At 66.6% G+C, this 21,828-nt stretch carries 17 protein-coding genes; all 17 read right to left on the bottom strand.

The genetic code is table 11. From position 1 onward, the window contains the following. Nucleotides 1-8 precede the first annotated feature (8 nt). Entirely contained in the window at nucleotides 9-3,200 is a 3,192-nt protein-coding gene (ileS, locus tag B3T59_RS00880; protein ID WP_287001280.1) for an isoleucine--tRNA ligase, read from the bottom strand. Between the two features lie 480 nt (nucleotides 3,201-3,680). Beyond that, a complete protein-coding gene (locus B3T59_RS00875; RefSeq protein WP_287001269.1) occupies nucleotides 3,681-4,643 on the bottom strand; it encodes a hypothetical protein in 963 nt (320 codons plus the stop codon). 33 nt (nucleotides 4,644-4,676) lie between these two features. Beyond that, the gene (locus tag B3T59_RS00870) at nucleotides 4,677-5,462 is read right to left on the bottom strand and encodes a DivIVA domain-containing protein (RefSeq protein WP_064863600.1); all 786 of its coding nucleotides are present in this window, start codon (nucleotides 5,460-5,462) and stop codon (nucleotides 4,677-4,679) included. Nucleotides 5,463-5,786: 324 nt separating this feature from the next. Beyond that, nucleotides 5,787-6,113: a YggT family protein gene (locus B3T59_RS00865; RefSeq protein WP_064863586.1), complete on the bottom strand. Its 327-nt coding sequence runs from the start codon at nucleotides 6,111-6,113 to the stop codon at nucleotides 5,787-5,789. 134 nt (nucleotides 6,114-6,247) lie between these two features. Next, the gene (locus B3T59_RS00860) at nucleotides 6,248-6,967 is read right to left on the bottom strand and encodes a cell division protein SepF (protein WP_064863587.1); all 720 of its coding nucleotides are present in this window, start codon (nucleotides 6,965-6,967) and stop codon (nucleotides 6,248-6,250) included. Nucleotides 6,968-7,063: 96 nt separating this feature from the next. Continuing rightward, nucleotides 7,064-7,810, bottom strand: a complete 747-nt coding sequence (locus tag B3T59_RS00855) for a YggS family pyridoxal phosphate-dependent enzyme (RefSeq protein ID WP_064863588.1) — start codon at nucleotides 7,808-7,810, stop codon at nucleotides 7,064-7,066. Next, nucleotides 7,810-8,520 carry a peptidoglycan editing factor PgeF gene (gene pgeF, locus B3T59_RS00850; protein WP_197494586.1) on the bottom strand — a complete coding sequence of 237 codons (711 nt, stop codon included), beginning with the start codon at nucleotides 8,518-8,520 and terminating at the stop codon, nucleotides 7,810-7,812. The genes B3T59_RS00855 and pgeF overlap by 1 nt, the downstream gene beginning before the upstream one ends. Nucleotides 8,521-8,549: 29 nt before the next feature. Beyond that, nucleotides 8,550-9,722: a cell division protein FtsZ gene (gene ftsZ / locus B3T59_RS00845; RefSeq protein ID WP_005205614.1), complete on the bottom strand. Its 1,173-nt coding sequence runs from the start codon at nucleotides 9,720-9,722 to the stop codon at nucleotides 8,550-8,552. Nucleotides 9,723-10,336: 614 nt separating this feature from the next. Then, nucleotides 10,337-11,002 carry a cell division protein FtsQ/DivIB gene (locus B3T59_RS00840; protein WP_251722509.1) on the bottom strand — a complete coding sequence of 222 codons (666 nt, stop codon included), beginning with the start codon at nucleotides 11,000-11,002 and terminating at the stop codon, nucleotides 10,337-10,339. A 32-nt stretch (nucleotides 11,003-11,034) separates the two neighbouring features. Beyond that, complete coding sequence (murC, locus tag B3T59_RS00835) at nucleotides 11,035-12,522, bottom strand: UDP-N-acetylmuramate--L-alanine ligase (protein WP_287001279.1); 1,488 nt, start codon at nucleotides 12,520-12,522, stop codon at nucleotides 11,035-11,037. 92 nt (nucleotides 12,523-12,614) lie between these two features. Further along, on the bottom strand, nucleotides 12,615-13,955 hold the full coding sequence (murG, locus tag B3T59_RS00830; protein WP_251722508.1) for an undecaprenyldiphospho-muramoylpentapeptide beta-N-acetylglucosaminyltransferase: 1,341 nt from the start codon (nucleotides 13,953-13,955) through the stop codon (nucleotides 12,615-12,617). Between the two features lie 45 nt (nucleotides 13,956-14,000). Beyond that, nucleotides 14,001-15,842 (bottom strand): putative lipid II flippase FtsW, encoded by a 1,842-nt coding sequence (gene ftsW, locus B3T59_RS00825; RefSeq protein WP_251722507.1) that lies wholly within the window; start codon nucleotides 15,840-15,842, stop codon nucleotides 14,001-14,003. After that, nucleotides 15,839-17,413, bottom strand: coding sequence for a UDP-N-acetylmuramoyl-L-alanine--D-glutamate ligase (gene murD, locus B3T59_RS00820; RefSeq protein WP_251722506.1), 1,575 nt, complete (start codon nucleotides 17,411-17,413; stop codon nucleotides 15,839-15,841). The genes ftsW and murD overlap by 4 nt, the downstream gene beginning before the upstream one ends. A 5-nt stretch (nucleotides 17,414-17,418) precedes the next feature. Continuing rightward, nucleotides 17,419-18,516 carry a phospho-N-acetylmuramoyl-pentapeptide-transferase gene (gene mraY / locus B3T59_RS00815; protein WP_005205603.1) on the bottom strand — a complete coding sequence of 366 codons (1,098 nt, stop codon included), beginning with the start codon at nucleotides 18,514-18,516 and terminating at the stop codon, nucleotides 17,419-17,421. Nucleotides 18,517-18,610: 94 nt separating this feature from the next. Further along, on the bottom strand, nucleotides 18,611-19,060 hold the full coding sequence (locus B3T59_RS00810) for a UDP-N-acetylmuramoyl-tripeptide--D-alanyl-D-alanine ligase (protein WP_251722505.1): 450 nt from the start codon (nucleotides 19,058-19,060) through the stop codon (nucleotides 18,611-18,613). Beyond that, nucleotides 19,057-20,670, bottom strand: a complete 1,614-nt coding sequence (locus B3T59_RS00805) for a UDP-N-acetylmuramoyl-L-alanyl-D-glutamate--2,6-diaminopimelate ligase (protein ID WP_251722504.1) — start codon at nucleotides 20,668-20,670, stop codon at nucleotides 19,057-19,059. Before B3T59_RS00805 ends, B3T59_RS00810 begins: the two co-directional genes overlap by 4 nt. Before the next feature lie 146 nt (nucleotides 20,671-20,816). Next, nucleotides 20,817-21,828 (bottom strand): peptidoglycan D,D-transpeptidase FtsI family protein (locus tag B3T59_RS00800; RefSeq protein ID WP_287001268.1); only part of this gene is annotated, 1,012 nt, incomplete at its 5' end.

The raw sequence follows: 21,828 nt of genomic DNA, 5'->3' as shown, positions 1-21,828 counted from the left end.
TCGGCGGGCTACTCAGCTCGCTTTTTGACGTCCGCCGTCACCCCGTCGCCGAGTTCGATCGCTCCCGCACCGGAGTCGTCTGCCGATTCGACTACGAACGACGTCGCGAGCACCTCACCGGCGATCATGTCGGCGTGGCGTCGAGCCCACTCGAGTCGCGGCTCGGGCACCACGAAGCGCACCTCGATGCGATCCGACACGTCGAGCCCAAGACCGCGACGTGCCTCCTGGAGTTCACGCACGCGGTCCTTCGCCCAACCCTCCGACTCTAGGTCTTCGGTGACGTTCGTATCCAGGACGACGAGTCCGCCCCCGCCGGGGAGTTCGGCCGTCGAATCCGGTTCCTCCGCAACGAGTTTCCTGCTGTACTCGCCCGGCTCCAGGTCGATGCCGTCGGCCGACACGATCTCGGTACCGTCGTCGGCGGTCCGCACGCTCCAGTTCCCCGCTTTGACCGCCTTGATGACGCGCTGTACATCTTTGCCAAGGCGTGGTCCTGCGGCGCGCGCGTTGACCGCGAGCTCGTAGTGACCGTATCGATCTGCCTCAGTGGACAATTCGACCGACTTGACGTTCATCTCGTCGGCGATCAGATCGGTGTAGGGCGCGAGACGATTGGCGTTGGGCGACGCGACGGTCAACTGCGGCAACGGAAGTCGCACACGGAGCTTGTTGGCCTTGCGCACGCTCGACGCCGTCGAGCACACCGCCTGCACGTCGTCCATCGCAGCGACGAGGTCGGCGTCGGCGGGAAGTTCGTCACTCGTCGGCCAGTCGGTCAGATGCACCGAACGCTCGCCCGTCAGCCCACGCCAGATGGCTTCGGTCGCCAGCGGAAGCAGCGGCGCCGCAAGGCGACTCGCAACCTCAAGCACCGTGTACAGGGTGTCGAACGCCTCCGGGTCCTCATCCTGGCCCGCCCAGAAACGCGCCCGCGATCGACGCACATACCAGTTGGTGAGTGACTCGACGAACTCGCGGAACGCATCACACGCGCTGGAGACGTCGTAAACGTCGAGGGCCTCGGTCATCGCGTCACGCGTGACGGCGAGCTTGGCCAGGATGTACCGGTCGAGCACGTTCGACGAGTCGGTGCGCCACGTGGCGGGCCGGTCGGCGTAGAGCTGCAGGAAGCTGTAGGCATTCCACAGCGGGAGCAACGCCTGGCGTACGCCCTCGCGGATTCCCTTCTCCGTCACCACCAGGTTGCCGCCACGCAGGATCGGCGACGCCATCAGGAACCACCGCATCGCATCGCTGCCGTCGCGGTCGAACACCTCGTTGACGTCGGGATAGTTACGCTTGGACTTCGACATCTTCTGGCCGTCGTCGCCGAGCACGATGCCGTGCGCCGCAACGGTTCTGAATGCCGGACGATCGAAGAGCGCAGTCGCGAGCACGTGCAGGTTGTAGAACCATCCACGCGTCTGGCCGTTGTACTCGACGATGAAGTCGCCCGGATTGTGCGCAGGCTCCGAACCGTCACTCGCCCCGTCGAACCATTCCGAATTCTCGAACGGGTAATGCACCTGGGCGTACGGCATCGAGCCCGACTCGAACCAGCAGTCGAGAACCTCGGGAACGCGGCGCATCGTCGAATTCCCGGTCGGGTCATCGGGATTGGGCCGCGTCAGATCGTCGATGTAGGGACGATGCAGGTTGTTCGGGCGCACGCCGAAGTCGCGCTCGAGCTCGTCGAGCGAGCCGTACACGTCGGTACGCGGGTACTCCGGGTCGTCGGAGATCCACACCGGGATCGGCGCGCCCCAGTAGCGGTTGCGGCTGATGTTCCAGTCGCGTGCACCCTCGAGCCACTTGCCGAACTGCCCGTCGCGGATGTGTGCCGGCGACCAGGTGATCTGCTTGTTCAGCTCGATCATGCGGTCCTTGATCGGGTCGACCGCGACGAACCACGACGGAACGGCCATGTAGATCAACGGCTTTCCCGACCGCCACGAGTGCGGGTAGGAGTGCTCGATGGTCTCGTGCCGCACCACACGCCCCTGGTGCCCGTCCGATCCGGCGAGGACGCGCGACCCACCGGCCTTGAGGTCCTTGATGATCGGCGCGTTGGCGTCGAACACCATGAGGCCCTCATACGGCGGCACCTGCGAGGTGAATCGGCCACCTGCGTCGAGTGGTTGCACGACCTCGATGCCGTTGGCCGTCGAGAGCTCCATGTCCTCCTCACCGAAAGCCGGTGCGAGATGGACGATTCCGGTACCGCTGTCGGTGGTCACGTAATCGCCGAGCAGTATGCGGTGAGCGTTGGGGTGCCCGACGAAGAAGTCGAACGGCGGTGTGTACGCCAGCCCCTCCAGGTCGCGCCCCTGATACGTGCCCAGCACCTCGGGGTCGACGATCTCCTTCGCGTAGCTGCCGAGCAGCGGCTCGGCGAGGAGGTACTCGCGCCCGTCCGCCGCACGCACATGCACATAGGAGACATCGGGATTGACGGCGATCGCGAGGTTCGACGGCAGAGTCCAGGGCGTCGTGGTCCAGATCAACGCATTGACCCCGTCCAGCGCCGCCAACGGACCGTCGGAGTCGACGACCAGCGGCATGCTCACGGTGAGAGCGGGGTCCTGGCGCATGCGGTACGCGTCGTCGAGCTTCGATTCCTGGTTGCTCAAGGGTGTCTGCTCGTACCAGGAGTACGGCAGCACGCGATAGCCCTGATAGATGAGGCCCTTGTCCCAGAGCCGCTTGAATGCCCACATCACCGACTCCATGAAGTCGATGTCGAGGGTCTTGTAGTCGTTGTCGAAGTCGACCCAGCGAGCCTGACGGGTGACGTAGTCGCGCCACTCGCCGGTGTAGCGCAGCACGGAGTCGCGACAGAAGTCGTTGAACTTCTCGACGCCCATCTTCTCGATCTCCGACTTATCGGTGATCCCGAGTTGACGTTCGGCCTCGAGTTCTGCGGGCAGTCCGTGGGTGTCCCAGCCGAATCGCCGCTCGACCTTCTTGCCGCGCATCGTCTGGTACCGCGGTACCAGATCCTTCACGTAACCGGTCAGCAGGTGACCGTAGTGGGGCAGGCCGTTGGCGAACGGAGGCCCGTCGTAGAAGACGAACTCCGGAGCGTCGGCTCGATTGGCGATGGATGCGGCGAATGTGTCGTCGTTCTTCCAATAGTCGAGAACGTTGAGCTCGACGTCGGGGAAAGATGGCGCACCACTACGTATGCCGCCGGTCATGTCGACGACCGGGTACACACGTGTTGCCGATTCTGACTGCTCGCTCACGCTGACTCCTCGTGCCTGGCTCGCACGTCCACTAGGACGTGTGCATCTGCTCTTGGCACGGGGACGCACGACGTGTGCGCGGTACCACCCCGCTTGCATCGGACTGGTCCGATGCCGCTCATGGCCCTCTCGGATCGGCAGGCGAACAACGCCGGATGCTCACACACCCGGAGTGCTCCAACACTCCCAACCGAATGGACCTGCGGCTATGACGGGCCACTCCCGCCCGGTTCTACTGGGACGCTCACCGACTCACACGATGCGTGACGAGAATCCGTTCTTCCGGGTGCTCCCCGGTGATGGCCGGATCATTGCGCTTCCAGTGTAGCGACCGCGGCTACCCGGCCACGAATCGACCGTGGTCGATGCCCTGGGTGTCGTCGCCTGGGTGTCGACGCCGCAGGGGATTCCCCAGGGCTGGATCGGTCGGGATCAGTCGAGCGGCGGACGCCAGTTGGGATCGAGAGGATCGAAACGTCCGGTTCCGCTCCCCTGCTCACGCTCGGGTTGCTCCCAGGGTCGATCAGAAGGTTTGCCATCGTCGGACGGCGGTTGCTGTATGCCTCGCGGCTGCTCACGCTCTGGCTGTCGGGGCGCCGCGCCAGGACGCTGCTGGTCGCCACCCGGCCTCTGCTGGCTGTAGGGCTCGCGCCCCTGGGGATATGGGCGCCGGGGATACGGCTGCTGCGGGTACCCCTGCGCGGCCGGACCCTGCGTTGGCATCTGCGCGGGAGGTGCTTGCCGCGGGGGCTGCTGGTACCCCTGCGCCGGCGGGCGCTGACCGGGGCGCCCCTGCTGGGGCGGCGCCTGCTCGTCCGGCGTCGACGGCCTACGGAATCCGCCGGTTGCGGGATCGCCGCCGACAGCGCGCAGATAGTCGTCGTAGTTGCCTTCACGCGAGGACTGCGCAGACTCTCCCGTGCCGAATGCATTCGTCCGTGGATTCTCGCCGGGATCCGGATTCGACGCTGCGTCGGCGGATGAACCCGGCCGCCCGCCGGGTTTGATCACACCCTGCCACGACGACTGCGGAGGGGACTCGCGTCGTGCAGCGGGAGACGGACCGGAAATGCCCGAGCCGCCGTCGAACACATTACCACCGTCGGGGGGATCGTCGTCGGAGAGATCACTCTCGGCGGCGACGCTACGGGAGCGACGTCCCTCGGGACGCTCCCCTGTGTCGGACTCGTCGACCTGATCATCACTGCCGACCTGGTCATCATTGCCGACCTGGTCATCTTTTCGGCCGGAACCGATGATGTCGACGATCAGGAACGCCAGGCCGATGAGGCAGACGACGATGCACGCCACCGCCAGCCACACCGAGCCGGTGATCAACCCGACGATGAGCAGCACGAAGCCCACGAGGGTGGCCGCGAGCGCCAGACTCAGCACGTCATCTGCCTAATGACCGTCCGCCGGCACCGATCAGCTCTGCGAGTAGCTGCTGAAGCCGCCGTTACCGGGATCCGACGAGAAGGACTGATCGGAGCGCCCGTTCTCGACAGGCGCGGCACTGCCGCGCTGCTGTAGCTCTTCGAGCTGGGACTCGAGATAGGTCTTGAGGCGTGTGCGGTACTCACGCTCGAACGTCTTGAGCTGCTCGATACGTCCCTCGAGGACGCCGCGCTGCTGGTTGATGGTGCCCATGATCTCGCTGTGCTTACGCTCGGCGTCGCTCTGCAGCGCGTCGGCACGTTCCTGCGCCTGACGCAGCTGAGCCTCCGACCTCGTCTGCGAGTCGGCGAGGATTGCTTCGGCCCGCTGACGCGAATCGTTCAGCAGAGCGTCGGACTTCGTCTGCGCCTCGGACACCATGGCGTCCGCGCGCGAACGGGCATCCGCGAGCAACGTGTCGGCTTCCTGGCGAGCCGAACCCGTCAGGCGATCGGCGGTGTCCTGCGCGAGAGCGAGAACCCGAGCAGCTCGGATGTTCGAGTCGTCGTCGGACACCTGTGTCGAATCATCGGTCGTCGGTGTCGAGTCGGACGACGAGGATGCGTCGGCGGTCCCACTGCCGGACTTGGCGTCGGCGAGCTCACCCTCGAGCTCTTCGACGCGCTGCTTGAGGTCGCTGTTCTCTTCGATCAGGCGAGCGAGCTCGGCTTCGACGAAGTCGAGGAACTGATCGACCTCGTCCTCGTTGTAGCCGCGCTTACCGATCGGCGGTTTGCTGAACGCGACGTTGTGCACATCAGCTGGTGTCAGCCGCATGTCGGTTCCCCTCATTGTCGTTAGAGCGTTGGGTCGGCTCGAGCTTGGTGTCGTCCGAGCTTGGTCTTCAGTTGGGCGGATACGTCACAGCCTATGTGTACAGACTGTCACTCAATATTCATACCAGTCAAAATCCGTAACTGGCGTCTCATCCTGTCACATCTGAACCGCTTGTCGCATATGTTCGATGCCGTCCTGCAATGCAACAGTCACTCGATGATGACACTCAACGGTAGAACATCGGCTCGACGAGCGGCAGTCGGATCATGACGTCGGATCGTGTTCAACCGACGTTCACCGAGCGCCCGAGCTCCGATCAGCTGGTCAGAGGAGTGCGCTCGCCAGCGCCGAGGCCGCTGCATTGTTGGCCAGCCCTCGCATGACCGACATGAGGATGAGTACGACGATCATCACGATCATCAGCGAGAGATCGAGCCGAACCGGACCGAGCGGAATCGGAGGCAGTATGCGCCTAAGCGCCTTGATCGGCGGGTCGGTGACAGTGAATACCGCCTCGATGATCACAACTGCAATACCCCTCGGTCGCCATTCACGCGCGAAGGTGCGCACCAATTCGATGACGAGGCGTGCAAGCAGGAGCAGCCAGTAGATGAACAGCACGATGTAGAGGACTTCGAACAGTATCGCCACGAGTCAAGAGTGCCTGATATGTCGGGCGCGCTGCACCCCAGGTACCGCTGACCTGGTGCGCGCGAGCAGATGTGGGGGCCGAACGAGCATCGGCGGGCGAACCGAGTGCGATTCGCCCGCCGAATACGTCGATGTCAGCCGTGGTTGTAGAAGCCTGTCGCGGCGATCTTCTTGCGATCCTCCGCAGAGACGTCGATGTCGGCCGGTGAGAGGAGAAACACCTTCGTGGCGACTTTGTCGAACGAGCCACGCAGCGCGAAGGCGAGACCGGCCGCGAAGTCGACGAGGCGCTTCGCGTCGTCGTTGCTCATGTCGACGAGATCCATGATGACCGGGTTGCCGTCACGGAACCGCTCGCCGATCGTGCGTGCTTCGCTGTAGTCGGCGGGGCGCAGCGTCGTGATCTTGTGCAGCGGACCGTCGGCGAAGACCTGCTCGAGATCGGGACTCGCAGAGGCCGACACCGCTGCGGCGCGGTGCGGGGCCGCACTCGACCGCTGCAGCGGCTCGAGGCGCGAGACCGGGCGGGGACGCTCGACCGGCTCGGAGTGTCGCGGACCCGCGTAGGTGTAGTCGCCCTGGTACCCCTGCTCGTAGCCGGGTGCCGAATCGAAGCCTGGTCCGAATCGTCGCTCGTCGTAGCCTGCGTCGGCAGCCTCGCGGTAGCCGGGGTCTGCGTAGGAATCCCCGTAGCCGTCACGCAGCGGAGCCTCGCCGTAGTAGTCGTCGCGGTACACGCGCTCACGCGACATCGACCGCACCGGACCCGGTCCGGGCTCGTCGAAGTAGTCGTCCTCGTACTCGCTCGGAGGCACCATGCCGAAATATGCCTTGAACTTCTGCATCGTGGTCATGTGAGGGGCCTCTCTGGTCATCCGACACCCGCGGCGGGTTCGCGAGTGTTGTCAGTGTGGAGTTTGTTCTCGTTGGTTCGCATGTGACCAATGTGACTAGTGAGAGATTAACGGCCGCGGACCCATGATTGCGGTACCGACACGCACGCATGTCGATCCATGTGCGACGGCACTTTCGAGATCCGACGACATACCCGCCGAGAGTCCGGTCGCCTGGGGAAACCGGGTCCGAAACCGTTCGTGCGCCTGCGCCGTTCGTGCCATCCACTCGTCGACGTCGCCGTCGAGCGGCGCGATCACCATCAGCCCGCGCAGCGCCAGCGAGTCGCTCGCCTCGACCCTGTCGGCCAACTCGGGAAGCTCTTCCTCAAGCGCTCCACCCCTGGTGGGATCGCCGTCGAGGCTCAGTTGGAGATAGATCCCCAGCGGCGTGCCCCGCTCACCGTCGTCGAGGGCGGACCTACTTGCTGTCGCCAGATGATCGATGAGTTTGTCGCGGTCGACCGAATGCACCGCACGTGCCCATCGGGCGACGGTGCGCGCCTTCTTGGTCTGCACCGAACCGATCATGTCGAATGCGACGTCGCCGAGATCGCCACCCGCATCCGCGCGCAGTTCGTCGATTTTGCGGCTCGCCTCAGGCTCCCGCGACTCGCCGAAGTCCTTCTCGCCCAACGTGATCAATCGCGCGACATCTTCGGCTGGGAAGAACTTGGTCACGACGAGCAACTCCACGTCACCTCGTCGTCGCCCAGCAGCATCGACCGCGGCGTCGAGACGTGTGCGCACAGCCGACAGCGACTCCGACAGTTGGGCCGTGCGCTCATCGTCGTGTGCAGTCATCACGACTCGGGACTCGGGTCGATCCAGATGACCGATGCGAGCCTGCCCGTCGGCGCGCCGCGTCGGTGACTGAAAAGGTGCGCGTCTTCGATCGTGCACCGCGGATCCTCTGCCACCGCGGCGACACCCAGCGCAAGCAGTTGCCGACGCAATCCAGCCCGAAGATCGAGTCCCGGGGTGCGCTTGTCGGTCAAACAGGCACTGCCCGGTAGATGCTCTTCGACGTCGCGCTGCATCGCAGCGGGAACCTCGTATTGGCGTCCACACGCGGCAGGTCCGAGAAATGCGCCGATCCGCTCGGGGCGCGCACCCAACGAAATCATCACGCGCAGCGTTTCCGGGACGATCCCGATGCGCGCTCCCACCCGTCCGGCATGTACTCCGGCGATCACACCCGCCTCGTCGTCGCTCAACAGAACCGGCACACAGTCGGCACTGAGAACCGCCAGCGCAAGCCCTGGCGTCGTCGTCACCAGCGCGTCGGTGGCCTCGACGGCGTGGCCGACAGGAGCGTCGACCACTGTGACGTTGCGACTGTGAATCTGTTCCATCCAGACGACGCGGTCGGCGGCGAGACCCAACTGCGACGCGAGCCGAGACCTGTTCGCCGCGACGGCATCCGGGTCGTCGCCGACATGATCGCCCAGATTGAACGAGTCGTAGGGCGGTTTCGACACACCGCCGTCCCGGGTGGTCACCACACGACGCACCCGGGGCGTGATCGGCCCGCTCACGTTCGTCAGCGCTTCATGAACGACGGCACGTCGACGTCATCGTCGTCGAGCGTGACGCTGTTGCGACGGGGCGGCGACGCCTGGCGATCGGCGAACGGGTCACCAGCGCCCTCCTGCGGCATCTTCCCGAAGAGCGGGTCGGTCTTCTCCGCGGGGTTCACGGTGCCCGCCTGGCCAGCTCCGACGGCCGTCTTGCCGACGGCCGCGGGGGCGTCGGTGCGCTTGCGCGGGGTACCGCCGTCGAATCCTGCCGCGATGACCGTGACGCGCACCTCGTCGCCGAGGTTGTCGTCGATGACCGTGCCGAAGATGATGTTGGCGTCCTCGTGTGCGGCTTCCTGCACCTGCGTCGCGGCGTTGTGGATCTCGAAGAGACCCAGGTCGCTACCACCGGCGATGGACATCAGCACACCACGCGCGCCCTCCATCGACGACTCGAGCAGCGGCGAGTTGATCGCAGCCTCGGCCGCCTTGCGTGCACGCTCCTCACCACGCGACGACCCGATGCCCATGAGCGCCGAACCTGCGTCGCTCATGACGCCTTTGACGTCGGCGAAGTCGACGTTGATCAGGCCGGGGGTAGTGATCAGATCCGTGATGCCCTGCACGCCGTTGAGGAGTACCTCGTCGGCGCTGCGGAAGGCGTCCATGAGGCTGACCTGGGCATCGCCCAACTGCAGAAGGCGGTCGTTGGGGATGACGATGAGGGTGTCGCAGGACTCGCGCAGGGCGGTGATACCGGCCTCTGCCTGTCCTCCGCGACGCTTGCCCTCGAAGCCGAAGGGTCGGGTGACGACACCGACGGTCAGGGCACCCAGCTTGCGTGCGATCGACGCGACCACCGGCGCACCTCCGGTGCCGGTGCCGCCGCCCTCGCCCGCGGTCACGAAAACCATGTCGGCGCCCTTGAGGAGCTCTTCGATCTCATCGCGTGCGTCCTCGGCGGCCCGACGGCCGACCTCGGGGTCGGCGCCTGCTCCGAGGCCGCGCGTCGAATCACGGCCCACGTCGAGCTTGACGTCGGCATCACTCATCAGCAACGCCTGCGCGTCGGTGTTGATGGCGATGAACTCCACGCCCTTGAGGCCCTGCTCGATCATTCGGTTGACGGCGTTCACGCCGCCGCCGCCGATGCCGACGACCTTGATCACGGCCAGGTAGTTGTGCGGTGGCGTCATGGCGCTCGCCTTCCTTATCGATCCAAAACCCTAAACCTGAACCATAGATTTAGAGTTATGTCAAGTGGTCTGTTGCCAAGAACGCTATGCACCCACTGCCCCCGGAGCCAGCAGGCGGCGCGGCGTGTCGCTGTGTTTTTTGGCGCGGCTGCGTGGTGCGCCTCTAGTCGCGTTCTTCCTCCTCTCTCGCATCGTCGCTGTGTTTTTGGCGCGGCTGCGCGGTGCGCCCTAGTCGCGTTCTTCCTCCACCCTCGCATCGTCGCTGTGTTTTTGGCGCGGCTGCGCGGTGCGCCCCTAGTCGCGTTCTTCCTCCTCCCTCGCATCGTCGCTGCGCTCCGCGCTCGCTCGTCGTCCAGAACGCGACGGCGCACCACTCCGCCGACGCCTTGTGGCTCGCGGAGGGCTCGGCCTGGTGGGTGATCTCGACAAGCTCGATCAACGAGGGATCAGCTCGATCAACGAGGGCGACGACGCAACCACTCCACCCGTCGAACTACACCCCGCCGGCGAGCGCGCCGTGCCTGCACGACGAAGAGCGCGGAGCGCAGCGACGATGCCATGAGGAGAAGGGCACGGTGCTAGACCTCGCCGGCCCGCGACGGCGGAGCCGACGCCTATTTCACAGCCGGGAAGTCCGGACTCGACACGTTGTACTCGGAGGCCTTGCGCGGCAGCAGGTATCCGAGGGTCCGCGCCTTCTCGTCGCCTCTGGCCGAATCGCCCCAGACGACCTTGCGGTTGCCCTTGAGGGTGAACTCGATGTCGACGGGCGAGGATGCGTCGATCGCCGTCACCTGCTCCGAGATGTCGTCGGGTAGTCCCGCAGTTGCCTTCATGGCTGCGACGGTTGTCGGATCCGTTGGTCCGGGGTTGGGCGTGGTGAACACGGGAAGTGCGGCGTACTCGCCGGGCAGTCCTCTGGTGGAGTAGGTCAGGTACGAGACGCCGGTGCGGTCGAGGACGTGTACTTTGTCGCCGTCGACCACCCTGGCGGTCGGTTGCCGCTCGACAACCGTGATCAACAGCGACGACGGGTATTCACGCTGTACGCGCGCGGATTCGATCGATGGGATCGCCGCGATCCGCTGCGCGACAACGCGGGTGTCCACGCGTAGCAGCGGTGTCCCCGACGCGACGTCGGCGGCGTGGAGAATCTCGCCGGTCTGCACACCTTTGGCACCCTCGACGGTGGTACTGCGCACCGACATCAGCGGCGTGAAGAACGCGACGAGAACGAGTCCCACGACGACGATGACCACAGCACCGACCCCGAGCAGCATGCGCGCTCCTCGACGTTCCGGCAGGAACCGGGTCACGAGGTGCCCTCGCCTCCCCTCGTGGTCCGCGATGCCGCGCGGCTATCATCAAGTGCGGCAAGGATTTCGGGTCCCTGCATGGTGATGTCTCCGGCGCCGAGGGTCAGCACGATGTCGCCGGGCTGTGTGATCGAAGCGACGAGCCCGGCCAGCGTCGAGAGATCTGGAACGAACCGGTGGTTCCCGGTCAGTCTGTCTGTGATACTCCGACCGCTCACACCGGGAATCGGTGCCTCACGCGCCCCGTAGACGTCTGCGACGATCACTTCGTCTGCGGCGTCGAGAGCCGAGGCGAACTCCTCCGCGAATTCTTCTGTGCGCGAATACAGATGGGGCTGGAACACGGCGATCACCCGCCCGTTGCCGGCATCGCGGGGGTGGTCGCCGACTCCGCGCGCCACGACACCCCGTGCTGCGGCGAGCACCGCGGCGACCTCGGTCGGGTGGTGCGCATAGTCGTCGTATACCGAGACGCCCGCGGCACTCCCCTTGTATTCGAAGCGACGTCGGACACCGCCGAACGCCTCGACTCCCGCGACGACCTCGGCCAGCTCGCCGCCCGCGCATACCGCACCGAGGATCGCGCCAAGGCTGTTACGCGCCATGTGGATTCCCGGGGTCGTGAGAGTGATCGAAACCTCGATAGCGGTGTCGGCAATCGGCTGTGTGAACCTCACATCGGCCACCCCGCCACTGCCCTGCGGCGCCCACGAAAGCAGAGTGGCCGCCGGGATGACGTCAGGGATCGAGACCGTGTCGGCGTCGGTGCCGTACCCGAGCACCCGGACACCGCGCGCGGTCAGCTCGGAGGCGCGTCGCTGCGCGAGTGCCACGGTTCCCGGATCGTCGAGGCAGACGATGAGCGTGCCGCCCGGCCGGATCTTCTTGGTGAACTCGTCGAACACCGCGACGTACGCTTCGACGCTGCCGAAGAAGTCCAGATGGTCGACTTCGATGTTCGTGATCACGACTATGTCGGGGGCGTACTCGAGAAGCGACCCGTCGCTCTCGTCGGCCTCCGCGACGAATACGTCGCCGCTACCGTGATGGGCGTTGGTGCCCGATTCGTTGAGCTCGCCGCCGATCGCGAACGACGGATCGAGGCCTGCGTGCTGCAGCGCGACGACAGCCATCGACGTCGTCGACGTCTTGCCGTGTGTTCCGGCGACGAGCAGCGTGCGATGGTCGGCCATCAGTCCCGCGAGCACGTGGGGCCGCAACAGGATCGGGATCCCACGCTCGCGTGCCGCGACGAGTTCCGGATTGGTCTTGGGTATTGCGGCGTGCGTCGTGACGACGACGGTCGGACCGCCGGGCAGCACGTCGAGTGCGGCGGCGTCGTGACCGATCGTGATCTCGGCGCCACGCGCACGCAGCGCGATGATTCCGCGACTGGTCTTGGCATCCGATCCCGACACCTGACCACCTCGGGACAGCAGAATGCGCGCCAGGCCAGACATGCCGGCCCCGCCGATCCCGACCATGTGCACTCTACGGAGCTCTTCGGGCAGCCGGGCAGCTCCAGGCTCGGGCTGTGCTGGGGATCCGGGGTGTGCGGGAGTCACATCGTCGATTGTCACCGCTCGCGGGCCGTTTCGGTCGAATGAAACGCCGCCCCGTCATCGGGATCACCTGGTTTGCGTGCGCCCTCATCGCGAGCATCCGACGCTCGATCAGCGGTCGCGGCCGGTGCGCTCGCATCGGCCGCTGCCGCCTCGACGCGCTGCGCGGCACGTGCCCGACGTCGGGACGGCCTATGCGACGCAGCGAGGTCGAGGGCTGCACGTGCCACCGCATTCGCGGCGTCGCCGTGGCCCGTCCCGGACGCGGACGCGGACATCGCGGCGAGTCGTTCCGGATCGCCGAGAAGTGCGGGAACCTCCGCGGCCACCCAGTCCGCGGTGACCTCGTCATCGGCCACCAGCACCCCACCACCGGCTTCGACGACCGGCAGCGCGTTGAGCCGCTGTTCGCCGTTGCCGTGAGGGAGGGGCACGTAGATCGCGGGGAGCCCGGTCGCCGACACCTCGGCAACCGTCATCGCGCCAGACCGACACATCACGAGATCGGCCGCCGCATAGGCGAGGTCCATGCGTTTGAGATATCCGACGGCCCGATACGGCGGAGCGCCCTCGGGAGAGACCGGGTCGATCGTGTTCTTGGGTCCATACGCGTGCAACACACCGATCCCGGCGCGCCCCAGCGCGTCAGCAGCGCCCGCGACCGCCTCGTTGAGTCGTTGCGCCCCCTGCGAACCGCCGAATACGAGCAGGGTCGGGGCGTCCTCGTCGAGGCCGAAGTAGTGGCGGGCCTTGGCGCGTAGACCTTTGCGGTCGAGGTCGGCGATGACGCCACGCACCGGGATACCGACCACCTCGGCGCCGTCGAGTCCAGAGCCGTCGACCGCTGCCATCACGACGTCGGCGAAGCGGGCGCCGACCTTGTTCGCGACACCGGCACTGGCATTGGCTTCGTGGATCACGATCGGCAGACGTCGACTCGGCCGCAGATGTGCCCTGGCCGCAAGGTAGGCGGGCATCGAGACGTATCCGCCGAATCCGACGACGACGTCGGCCTTCACGTCGGCGAGGACTTTGCGGGTAGCGAGCACCGAGCGCAGCAACCGCGCGGGTGTCTTCGCGAGTTCGACGCCCGGCTTACGTGGTAGCGGGACGGGCGGGATCAGCGCGAGGTCGTAGCCGCGTTCGGGAACGAGCGTCGTCTCGAGTCCACGAGAGGTGCCCAGTGCGGTGATCCGTGCTGAGGGATCGAGTCTGTGCACCGCATCCGCCACCGCAAGTGCCGGTTCGATGTGACCGGCGGTGCCGCCACCGGCGACCACAACCGACAGCTTTCGGTCACTGCCTCCCGCAGCCCCGTGGTCGGTTGTCGTGACCCGTGTTTCGTCCGGACCCATACGGTCTGCACTCCGTTCACATCTGTTCTGCTCACATCGGGACGATCAGCGACCGCTGCCCGACCACCGCGACCCACCCGACATCTTGTCAGCTCGCCCGGTGTGACCGGAATAGCGCCCCGAGTCCGACCGCGACGCCCCCGTCGCTGACCCTGTTCGCGTCGAACCCGGCACTCCCCTGCCCGTCGCGCGACGGGCGGATTGGCTTGCACGAGTGGACTCTGACGATCGTCGTGATGGGTTCTGTCGCTCGTCCCCACGGGCGTCACGACGCTGTTGGCGGCCTGAATACCCGACACGGTAGTCGAGACGTACCGGACCCGACCGAGGTGCCCCGCGTCGATCGACGGATGGACTCGGCTCCGGCGCGGCACCGAAGAAGCGCACGCCGATCGCGCGACGCCAGGCGGGTACCCGATTGGGCGTCGCAGAACGTCGTCCACCGGGCGCGGCCGGTGCGCGGCGGTCACGCGTGTCGAGACGATTCCGCGCGCTCTCGGCGCGGGTCGGCTTGTAGGCAACGGGCGTCGGCAAGCGGAACCAGCGGCTGACGCGACTGCGCTGGCCGGTCGTCAATGCGGCGACGGCCTCGGGCTCGTGACGCGCGGCATTGGCCAACAGGCCGAGCATCGCCAACACCGTCAACGTCGACGTACCGCCCGCCGACAACAGCGGCAACTGGATTCCGGTCACCGGCAGCAACCCGATGACGTATCCGATGTTGATGAAGGCCTGCGCGGTGATCAGGACCGTGATGGTCGACGTCATCAGCCGCAGGAAGGGGTCGGTGCAGCGGTGAGCGATGCGGAAGCCGGTGAACGCCAACACGACGAACAGGAAGACGACAAGAAGTCCGCCGATCAACCCGAGTTCCTCGCCGATGATCGCGAAGATGAAGTCGTTGTGCGCGTTGGGCAGGTAATTCCACTTGGCGCGGCTCTGACCGAGTCCGACTCCGAACACGCCGCCGTTTGCCAACGCGAACGTCGCCTGCCGCGCCTGGTAGCCGGCACCTTGCGGATCGTCGATGCCGCCTAGGAAGCTCATCACGCGCTGCGACCGGTAGCTCTCCACGAGCGCCAGGACGACGGCGATGCCGACACCGGTGATGACGAACGCCGCGAACACCTTGATCGGCAGACCTGCGAACCAGAGCAGCGCACCGACGATGATCGCGATGGTGATCGTCGTCGAGAGGTTGGGCTCGAGAATGATCAGCAGGCAGATCAGCAGACCGACCGGCACGAGAGGCACGAGCAGCTCGCGCAGCGACGCGTTGTCGCGCCGACGTGACGCGAGCAGATGCGCACCCCAGACACACAGCGCGACCTTGACCAGCTCGGAGGGCTGCACCGAGAGGCCGTTGATGTCGAACCAGCGGCGCGCACCCTGGCTGAGTGTGCCGATTCCCGGCACGAGGACGAGCGCCAACATGATCGTCGTGGCGGCGATCAGCGGGACCGCCATGCGACGAAAGAATCGCACCGGCATGCGCAACGTGAGGTAGAAGACGACCGCACCGAGCACCACGAAGATGACCTGATTGGCGAACAAGCCGTAGGCCGACCCGTCTGCGGAATAGCCCTCCACCGACGACGCCGAGAGCACCATGATCAGACCGAACGACGTCATCAGCGCGGCCATCGTCAGGATCAGATGGTAGGACGCCAGCGGCCGGCTGAGGAGATTGCGGATCCCCTCGACGATGGTGGCGGGGATCGCGGCAGCATCGCTGCGCAAGCGTGGGGCCTTCGCCGCGGTCCGTCGCTTCGACGAGGCGCGCGAGGTCGACGCACCCGAACTCTCGGCGTCGACGCTCGTCGTGTCGGTCGACCCGGCCTCTTGTGTCGCCGCCGCGCGTGTCGCCGCTTCCCGTGTTGCCGTCACGGCTGCGTCGCCCGGGGAGCGCTCCCCGGCAACGAGCGCGCGGCGGCCGTGAAGGCATCACCCCGTCGTCCGTATCCGGGAAACATGTCCAGCGACGCCGCCGCAGGTGCCAGAAGCACTGCGTCGGGGCGCGGACCGTCGGCCGTGGCCAGCGTCCACGCCTCTGCGACTGCACGGTTCATCACCGCGGTCGCGAGGTCGTCGGAGTTCCCGGGGGCGCCGAATGAGGGTTGTCCCTCGCTCGGCGCCGGACCCGTCTCTGATCCGAGGGCGCGCTGTGCAATCACACCGCCATCGTCTCCTGTGAATACTGTGACTGTTGGGACTTCTGGGGCGTGTCGCGAAATCGCGTCGACAATGATGTCCCGATCTCGCCCGATCGCGACAACTCCGGCCAGGCGATGCGCGGAGCCGGTGATCATGTCGTCGACCGACGCGCCCTTCAACAGCCCGCCAGCGATGAGCACGACGCGCCGGTGTGCACCGATCGCCGCCGCAGCCGCGTGCGGATTGGTGGCTTTCGAATCGTCGACGAAGTCGATGCCGTCGATCGTCACGACGACCTCGCCCCGATGTGCCGCGGGCCGAAAAGCGCTCAACGACCGCCCGATCGCCGACGGTGCGATGCCGATCGCCAGCGCCAACGCTGCCGCGGCCAGTGCGTCGCACACTCCCGATGGACCCGAGGGATGAATGGCCGTGGCGGCGATCAGAGGAGTACCTCCGGACGAGCCGTCCTGCTCAGCCGTGAACGCCCGATCGACCAGCTCGCCGTCGACGACACCGAGCTCACCCGGTGCGGGCTCGCCAAGGGTGAACCCGACGCGCCGTCCCGGCACCGGTAGATCCGCGGCGACCGCGTCGTCGAGGCCGACCACACCCACGTCGCCGTGCAGCGCGATCTGCTTGTCGGCCGCGTACGCGGCGAACGACCCGTGCCAGTCGAGGTGATCGTCGGCGATGTTGAGCACGACACCAGCGTCGGGAGTGATCGACGGCGCCCAGTGGAGCTGGAACGACGACAGCTCGGCGCACAGAACGTCGACCCTCGGTTGCGTCTGCATCGCGTCGAGCACCGGCAACCCGATGTTGCCGCACGCTGCGGCATCGCGACCGCCCTCGATCACGATGTCGGTCAACATCGACGTCGTCGTCGTCTTTCCATTGGTTCCGGTCACGACCAGCCAGGTGCGCGGGGCGCCCAACAGTCCGGCACGGTCGACCCGCCACGCGAGCTCGACCTCGCCCCACACGGGGATCTCGTGTTCGGCCGCGGCGACCATCAGTGGATTGGTGGGCGAGAATCCCGGCGAAGCGATGACGAGGTCGGTCGCCGCAGGCCAGGACTCGTCGGCGAGGAGATCGGCGATCGAGGTGAGGCGTGCACCGGCGGTCTGCGCGGCGTCCGCCCCGACAACGCTCGTCCTCTCGGCTCCACCGAATCTCGCGTCGGCGATCGTGACCTCGGCGTCGACGCCGAGGAGGAATCGTGCCGCCGACATCCCCGCTGTGCCCGCGCCCGCGACCAGTACGCGTCTGCCGCTCAGATGCAGCTCCGACGGTGAGGTCATCGCGCTCAGCCGTTGACCGTGAGGAACTCGCCGTAGAACAGCGAGAGCCCGAGCGCACACGCGATGGCTGTGAGCAGCCAGAATCTGATGATCACCGTGGTCTCCGCCCAGCCACCGAGTTCGAAGTGGTGATGGAACGGCGCCATGCGGAACACGCGACGACCCGTCGTCCGGAAGAACGCGATCTGGATGACGACCGACATGATCTCAGCGACGAACAGCGCGCCGATGACCACCGCGAGAAGCTCGGTGCGGGTGGTGATCGACAGTCCCGCGAGCAGACCGCCGAGAGCCAACGAACCGGTGTCGCCCATGAAGATCTTGGCCGGTGCCGCGTTCCACCAGAGGAACCCGAGACACGCGCCGCCCCCGGCGACCGCGATCAGTGCGAGGTCAAGCGGGTCGCGTACCTGGTAGCAGCCCCGAGGGATGTCGGCGGCGGGCTTGGCGCCACCCGAGCAGGCGTTGACGAACTGGAAGAACGTCACCAACACGTAGGTTCCCAGCACCATCGCCATCGACCCGGCGGCGAGACCGTCGAGGCCGTCGGTGAAGTTGACGGCATTCGACCATGCCGCGACGACGAGCCAGCAGAACACCACGAACGCGACGGAGACCATCGAGATCGCGTCGATGTCGCGGACGTAGGACAGATGCGGACTCGCGGGCGTGTAGCCCGAGTCGTTGCGGAAGCCCAGGACGAGCACGCCGAACAGAATCGCCGCGAGGAACTGCCCGATCGACTTGGCCGTCTTGTTGAGCCCCAGATTTCGGTGCTTGCGGATCTTGATGAAGTCGTCGAGGAATCCGACGCCGCCGAGTGCGGTCGCGAGACCGAGGACGAGCAGCCCGGACGCTGTCGGCCCGTTCCCGTCGTGGGTGAACACTCCGACGATGTGCGCCCCGAAGTAGCCGGCCCACAGCGCGATCAGGATGGCCACGCCACCCATCGACGGGGTGCCGCGCTTGGTCTGGTGGCTCTGTGGCCCCTCGACGCGGATCTCCTGCCCGAATCCCTGACGGGAGAACACGCGGATGAGCACCGGAGTGAGCAGGATCGACACCGCAACGGCGATGGCACCCGCAATGAGGATCTGGGTCACCGCAGCATCCCTCCCTCAGTTCGCCCGACCGTCACTCGTCGCTCTCCTCGTTCCTGTCTCGTCATCTCCCCCAGCCCCATCCAGGCCACGCAGCTCATGTACCCGATCCCGCCGCCAGATCAGCCAATGCCGGATCGACGCCTGCGACGAGCACCATGTCGTCGGGCGCCGGGCGCCACTCGTCGGTGTCAAGCGTCGCGGCCGCGTCGTCGACCGTCTCGACCAACCTCGCCTCGTCGCCCCAGGAACCCTCCATCACGGCTCCCTGATGCAAAGCACGGACCGCGCGCGACTCTCCGACACACAGCGTCTTGTCGACGGCGAGCCGCACGGCGAGTCGGCCGACCCTGTCGTGTTCGACGACGCGCTCGTTCTCGGTGAGACCGTCGCGTGTGTCCATGTCACCGATGATCGCCCAGGTGCGCACACGCTCAGACGAATCCCGTGCGCGGGAGACGAGCTCGCGGATCGCACGCGACACCGTCTCCACATCCGCAGGCACGATGACGACGCGTCGTTCCTCTTGGCCACCATCAGGACTCATCGGGCGGCCCCCGACGCGTTCTCGACGACGCCCGCGAGCGCCTCGGCGACGACGTCCCTGTCGTCGAACGGGTGCTTCACGCCGTCGATCTCCTGGCCTGCCTCGTGGCCCTTACCTGCCACCAGCACGATGTCGCCGGGCCGTGCCCACGCGATAGCCGTCTCAATCGCATTACGGCGGTCGCCGATCTCCCTGATCTCGACGCCTTCTCGACGCTCGTTGTCGGGCACCGCGTGCGCACCCGCGAGTACAGCGGCGCGGATCGCGGCCGGGTCCTCGGTCCGCGGGTTGTCGTCGGTGATCACGACGAAGTCTGCGCGACGCGCGGCCACCTCGCCCATCAGTGGACGCTTGGCGCTGTCTCTGTCGCCACCTGCGCCGATGACGACGGCGACGCGTCCGCGCGCCTGCTCGTCGAGGGTGGCCAGCACGGCTTCGAGCGCTCCCGGTTTGTGCGCGTAGTCGACGATGGCGAGGAAGTCCTGCCCCCTGTCGATGCGCTGCAGCCGACCGGGAACCGACACCTCGGCGATCGCCGACGTCGCCGTTGTGACGGGCACACCCGCTGCGACCGCCACCGCGACCGCGAGCGTGGCGTTGGCGACGTTGTAGCGGCCGGGCAGCCGAAGCGTGAGATCGTGGCCGATCCCGGCGGCGTCGGTGATCTCCACGCGTTGTGCACCGTCGGATTCGATCGTCGACGGTCCGGCATCCCAGTCGGCCGGAATGTCGGTCGTCGAGACCGTGATCGGCGCGATGGCCTCACCTCGCCGCGCGACGTCGAGCATGCGTCGACCCCAGTCGTCGTCGACGCACACCACCGAACGCACGGCCCGCGTGTGTGATCCCGCCGCGAACAGTTGTGACTTGGCCTCGAAGTAGTCGCGCATCGTCGGATGGAAGTCGAGGTGGTCCTGCGAGAGATTGGTGAACGCGCCAATCGAGAAGTGGGCTCCGTCGACGCGCCCCAGCGCCAACGCGTGACTCGACACCTCCATGACCACGACGTCGACGCCGCGCTCGAGCATCGCGGCCAGCAGCGCCTGCAGGGTCGGCGCCTCGGGAGTCGTCAGAGCACTCGCCTGAGCGACACCGTCGACGCGGGTTTCGACCGTGCCGATCAATCCGACGGTGTGGCCTGCAGCCATCATCGCGGCCTCGACCATGTAGGCCGTCGTCGTCTTGCCGGACGTGCCGGTGATGCCGATCAGCTTGAGGCGCTGCGATGGGTTGCCGTAGATCCGTGAGCTCACCCCGCCCAGGACCGAGCGAGGGTCGGCGTGCACGAGAACCGCACACGCGGCGTCGGGCGGAAGCACCCGGCCGAGTTCTGCGCGGCCGGCCGCGTCGGTGAGGATCGCCGTCGCACCCCGCTCGAGAGCTTCGGCCGCGAACCGCGCACCGTGGGTGCGGCCACCCGGCAGCGCCGCGAACAGGTCGCCCGCGACGATGTCCTGCGCGCGCAACGACACCCCGGACACGGCGGCGTCGGCAGGCACCGTCCCGATCAGATCGAGGCGTGCGCCGGTGGCGGTCGAGAGCACGGAGACGGCCGTGGGTTCGACGTGAAGTGGTCTGTTCAGTCCTGCGGACCGGCGATTCGACGCCATGATGCGATCGCCTCCCTCAGCAGTGGTATCGGTGTCGCGTGTTCGTGCCGGTGCGGCGCGAACCCGGGTGTGTGCGGATGCTCCACTCTCCGGAACGCACTCACGATACCGTCAGCGCAATTCGTGAGGGCGCGCCCATCGGCAAATCAGCGCGCCTCGAGCTTGATCCACGGCGTGGGTGTAGGAGACAGCGGCACTTGCTGACGCTGTAAAATCCACGAGGCGATCGTTCCGTACAGCGGCGCCGCCGACTGTCCACCGCTGCCGTCGGAGCTCCGCTTGGGGTTGTCGAGCATGATGCCCACCACGAAGCGTGGGTTGTCGGCGGGCGCAATGCCCGCGAACGTGATGTTGTAGCTCGAGTTCGAGTAGCACCCGCACGCCGGGTCGACTTGCTGGGCCGTCCCCGTCTTGCCCGACATCTGGTAGCCGGGGACCGCGCCCTTGTAGCCAGTTCCCGACTGCACGCCCATCGGGTCCTCCTGGAACACCCCGCGGAACATGTCGCGGACCGTGTGCGCGGTCTGCGGACTGACCACTCGGATACCAGCGGGCCGATCGGCGTCTTCGACCTTCCCGCCGTCGTGCTGCTCGGACTCGAGAATGCGCGGTGGCACGCGGAGCCCGTCGTTGGCGATCGCCTGATACATCGCCGTCATCTGCAAGAGCGACATCGAAAGACCCTGCCCGATGGGCAGATTGGCAAACGAACCACCCGACCACTGACTCAGAGCGGGAACCGCTCCACCGCTCTCCGCCGGAAGTCCGACGCCGGTCCGCTGCCCGAGCCCGAAACGCTTGACCATGTCGGCGAATCGTTGTTCACCGACGCGCTTGGCCAGCATCAGGGTTCCGACGTTGGACGACTTACTGAAGATTCCCGCCGTGGTGTAGGGCTCGACGCCGTGCGACCACGCGTCGTTCACGGTGACTCCGGCCATGTTGATGCTGCCGGGCACCTGCAACACCTCGCTCGGCGTGGTCAGCCCGTATTCGACTGCGGCCGAGGCGGTGACGATCTTGTTCACCGAACCCGGCTCGAACGGCGAGGTGACGGCCGGGTTGCCGAGTTCGGCCTTCGTTTGTTCCGACAGCGGCTTGGACGCGTTGAAGGTGCCGTCGTTGGCCATCGCGAGTACTTCGCCGGTCTTGGCGTCG

It is taken from the genome of Gordonia sp. UBA7860 (assembly GCF_002500165.1).
Classification (GTDB): domain Bacteria; phylum Actinomycetota; class Actinomycetes; order Mycobacteriales; family Mycobacteriaceae; genus Gordonia; species Gordonia sputi.
The sequence above is the reverse complement of the archived record's forward strand: the minus strand, read 5'-3'. Positions and strand labels throughout refer to the sequence as shown.